At 32.4% G+C, this 3,960-nt stretch carries 3 protein-coding genes; 2 read left to right on the top strand and 1 reads right to left on the bottom strand.

Translation table 11 applies throughout. The features are described 5' to 3' along the window. On the top strand, nucleotides 1-576 hold a 576-nt coding region (locus G6042_RS00945; protein WP_169522394.1), incomplete at its 5' end, for a T9SS type A sorting domain-containing protein. A 351-nt stretch (nucleotides 577-927) separates the two neighbouring features. On the opposite strand, the gene G6042_RS00940 is transcribed toward G6042_RS00945, so the two are convergent. Beyond that, nucleotides 928-1,635: a hypothetical protein gene (locus G6042_RS00940; RefSeq protein ID WP_169522393.1), complete on the bottom strand. Its 708-nt coding sequence runs from the start codon at nucleotides 1,633-1,635 to the stop codon at nucleotides 928-930. A 360-nt stretch (nucleotides 1,636-1,995) separates the two neighbouring features. Between G6042_RS00940 and G6042_RS00935 the strand changes: the two genes are divergently transcribed. Further along, nucleotides 1,996-3,669 carry a helix-turn-helix transcriptional regulator gene (locus G6042_RS00935; RefSeq protein WP_169522392.1) on the top strand — a complete coding sequence of 558 codons (1,674 nt, stop codon included), beginning with the start codon at nucleotides 1,996-1,998 and terminating at the stop codon, nucleotides 3,667-3,669. Nucleotides 3,670-3,960: the final 291 nt, after the last annotated feature.

Here is a 3,960-nt window from a genome sequence, read left to right as displayed (position 1 = left end):
GCAGGAGTTTACACCGTGGATGCCTTGGTACAGATGCCGAACTATAACGACTTGCAGCTATCGGCAACAATGACCATTGACAATGCAACAATCACAGGTGTTATGTTCAATAATGGTACGTTTACTTATGACGGAACAGCCCATTCGATATTTGTTTCGGGCACTACGGCAGGCGCTACGGTAATCTATACCATTACAGACTCTCAAAACAATACGCAACCTGGAAATTCAGCGGTAAATGTTGGTGTTTATACTGTAACAGCAATAATCAGTATGGCTAATTATGAAAATTTGGAATTACAAGCTATCTTAACAATTGATAATGATTTAGGAATTTCCGAATCAGAAGAAGAAACAAAGATATCTGTATATCCTAATCCGTTTACAGATATAATCAAAGTTTCAAAAATTGAAAATGTTAAAGTGATTTATGTATTTGATATATCTGGCAGATTAGTAAGAACATTAGCCCCATCTACCGAACTTAATCTGTCAAACTTAGCCCAGGAATCGTATTTGCTTGTGATCGTTATGGAAAACAATTATAAAAAGTCTTTTAAAATTATAAAAAAGTAGATAGTCTATATCAGTAAGATAAAAAGCATTTGCAACCATTAGTTTTACATAAGTGGGAGAAATTAACTCCCACTTATTATTTGCTAATTATAATTTTTATTTCAACATCCTCAATTAATCTATATGAATAAATTTTACAATGAAACCTAACTTAAATTAGAAACTACAATCCAAAAACTGGAGATTGAAACCTCTGCTCGTTACAAAGAATTGAAGCGATGACATAGCTTTTCCTGAAAACTTTAAAATAAAAAAGCAAATTCTTAAATGAGTTTTTCTATCTTTTATATTAAAGACTAATCTGTGAAAATCGGTCTTTAAAATTTCATAGCCAAAATCCAAGAGAAACACTTATTTGTTCTCAATAATCCCAGCAACAAGAGCAATATAAATCGCCTTTTGCGTATTGCCATTAGCTCCGGCAGTAGCACCAACAATATTAGTCGTTAGCCAATCCCAGTCAAGATCCGTGTTCTTTTTTGGACGCTTTTTCTTCAGGTAAACACTATGTCTCGTGATGGAGGTTATCGATAAGATAATAGCTTTCTCATTTGAACTGTAAAGAGTTTCACCTGTAATTGTATGTTCATAACCGGTAATGTAATCATAAATTACTGCATAATCGTCACTCGAATGAGTATAAAATAACAACTCTTCAATGTATTGGCTTAAACTGATTTTTGCTTTTTCAGATAAATCACTGGATTGCAAAAAATCCTGTAGCGCAATATCGGGTTGACTAAGTAGCTTTTCAAACTCTTGGGGTAAAATTAGCGAACCTGTTAGGGTAGAGAAATAAGGATGTAATGTAGCTTTAGAGTGAAGCAAGGCAACAATACTGTCCGTTTCGGTTGGTAAAGGAGAATGAGCATAATAAGAAGTCAAGATTTCATTATGAATCTTACCAGCATCATCAAACGGGTTAGAAGGATTAATAGGTGAATTATAACTCTTTTCACTGATTTTGGCTGCGCTCAAAGCATTGTTGTTTTCCTTTACGGGAGTATCACAGGATATACAAACCAGTACCAGTAATAGGTACAAATAATAAATTTTCATGTTGAATGTGTTTAAATGTTACTGATAATTTTTTTAATCAGTTCATTTCGCCCGGGGTAATCTGAACAGTATGGATTAGCTTTAACTGTTGTGTTAAAACCATTTTGAATTCGAGCCAAAACTAAATCAGTCCAACAAGCTCCGCAACTCAACTGATAATGGTTTACAGAAAACAAACTAGTCAATTCTAGAATCAACAAATTGCAATGATTGTAGTTTAAAAACAGTTAAGGTCTATATGTGAGCGATATACATTCATTTAAAGTGCCTCTTATCTATTTTTCAGTATATTTATTTTTTACATCTACAAATGGATACTTACAAGGGTAATATTCTGACTTTTAACCATAATTTATTGAAATGAGAAAACTATTCTATCTGATAATACTTATAAAATCGTTGGGGTTATATGCAGAAAATAAGTATGCTCAGGAAGGAATTGAATCCAAAAAGCTAAGTTTCTCAGAGTATGAAAAAAAAGTCATCAAAAACATAAAAGACACCGCTAAGGCATTGGATTATGCCAATCTATGGCTCAAAGAAGCAAAAAAGAGTAATAATGTGCAGCAACAAGCTTTGGCATACAAAGCCATAATGCATTTGGTTGAAAAGAAGTTCAGGATGATTTATGCCGATAGTCTATTGATCAAAGCAAAAGAAACGAAAAATGACGTCACTATTGGAGGAGCATACCTAACAATTGGTGCAGCTTTCTATGACAATAAAGAATATACCAAGGCACTGGACAATTATATCATAGCGAACAGTTATATTTCAAAAACCGAAGATCAATACTTAATTCACAAGGTAAAATACACCATCGCGCAAACAAAATATTACCTTGGATATTTTGAAGAAGCAATTGCTTTATTCACGGATTGTATTGACTTTTTCAAAGAAGAAAACGAGACCGGTTATTTAAAATCATTGCATGGAATTGCTTTGTGTTACACCCAAACAGGAAGATACGATTTAAGTTCGTTTCACAATTTGCTGGGAATAAAAACATGCAAAGAATTAGAGAACGATGAAATGATACCCTATTTTAAAAACTCCGAAGGAATAAACCAATATAAAATAAAAAAGTATCAGAAAGCGATTAAACTACTGGAGGAAACAATACCCGAAATCGAAAAAAGGAATGATTATGTAAGCCTGACCATTACGTGGTTCTACTTGGGCAAATGCTTTTGGGAACAAAATGAAAAAGAAAAAGCAGTATCTTATTTCATTAAAACAGATCAGTTAATTACGGAGAAAAATTTTATCCGACCTGATTTACGAGAAAACTACGAACTACTTATAGAGTATTACGATAGTAATAACAACTTAGAAAAGCAATTACAATACATCAATAAACTTTTAGCAGCAGATAAAATTCTACATAAAAACTACAAATACCTTTCGTATAAAATACACAAAGAATTTGATACAAAGAGCTTGCTAAAAGCAAAACAAGATATCGAAAACAAACTGATTTTCAATGAGAGAATATACACTATTGCGTTTGTCTTTTTAACCACTTCAATAGTCGGAGTAACTATTTGGCATTTTAGAACAAAAAGACGCTACAAACAAAGATTTAATGAAATAATGAAAGACAAACCTGCCGAAGTCTTTCAAGAACCAATCCATACAAATAAATCCAAAACCAACATAAATCCGGAACTAGTAAAAGAAATACTGCAGAACCTGAAAAAGTTCGAAGACAAGAAAAAGTATTTGGAAAAAGACATGAGTTTAGTAAAAATGGCTTCAATGCTAAACACCAATACAAAATACGTATCAGTAATAATTTCGGAATACCGCGGTAAAAAATTGACCAATTATATCAATGATCTAAAAATAGACCATGTAGTTGAACTATTAAAAAACCACAACAAGTACAGAAATTATACAAACAAAGCCTTGGCAGAAGAAGTTGGTTTTGGCTCAACCCAAATTTTTACCAAAGCATTCATCAGCCGAAACAAATTCTCCCCTACCTATTTCATCAACGAACTAAAAAAACAATTTTCAAATGAAGAAGTTTAAAAGTAATTCTTAAAATTTATTTAGGAATTAATTTGTGAAAATTCGTGAAATTTGTGGCTTAAAAAACTACACTTTACATTTATTAAATTTCCACTTCGGATATACTTCTGAAATAAAAACAACCAAACCATACAATTTTGCACCATAATTTAATAAAACATACGTTATGGCTGGAAAAAACGGTCAAATTGACCACCACTTTCCAGTCTAAATTGACCACCAATTTCGGTGCAAACTGACCACCCAATTCCAGTCCAAATTGACCACCTAAATTTTAGGGTAAATTAGTCA

Source organism: Flavobacterium solisilvae (assembly GCF_012911605.1).
Taxonomy (GTDB): domain Bacteria; phylum Bacteroidota; class Bacteroidia; order Flavobacteriales; family Flavobacteriaceae; genus Flavobacterium; species Flavobacterium solisilvae.
The sequence above is the reverse complement of the archived record's forward strand: the minus strand, read 5'-3'. Positions and strand labels throughout refer to the sequence as shown.

Bases quoted from the DNA above. Each gene is read 5' to 3' on its own strand.
- G6042_RS00935 (WP_169522392.1), top strand. From the start codon at position 1,996: ATGAGAAAACTATTCTATCTGATAATACTTATAAAATCGTTGGGGTTA.
- G6042_RS00940 (WP_169522393.1), bottom strand. From the start codon at position 1,635: ATGAAAATTTATTATTTGTACCTATTACTGGTACTGGTTTGTATATCC.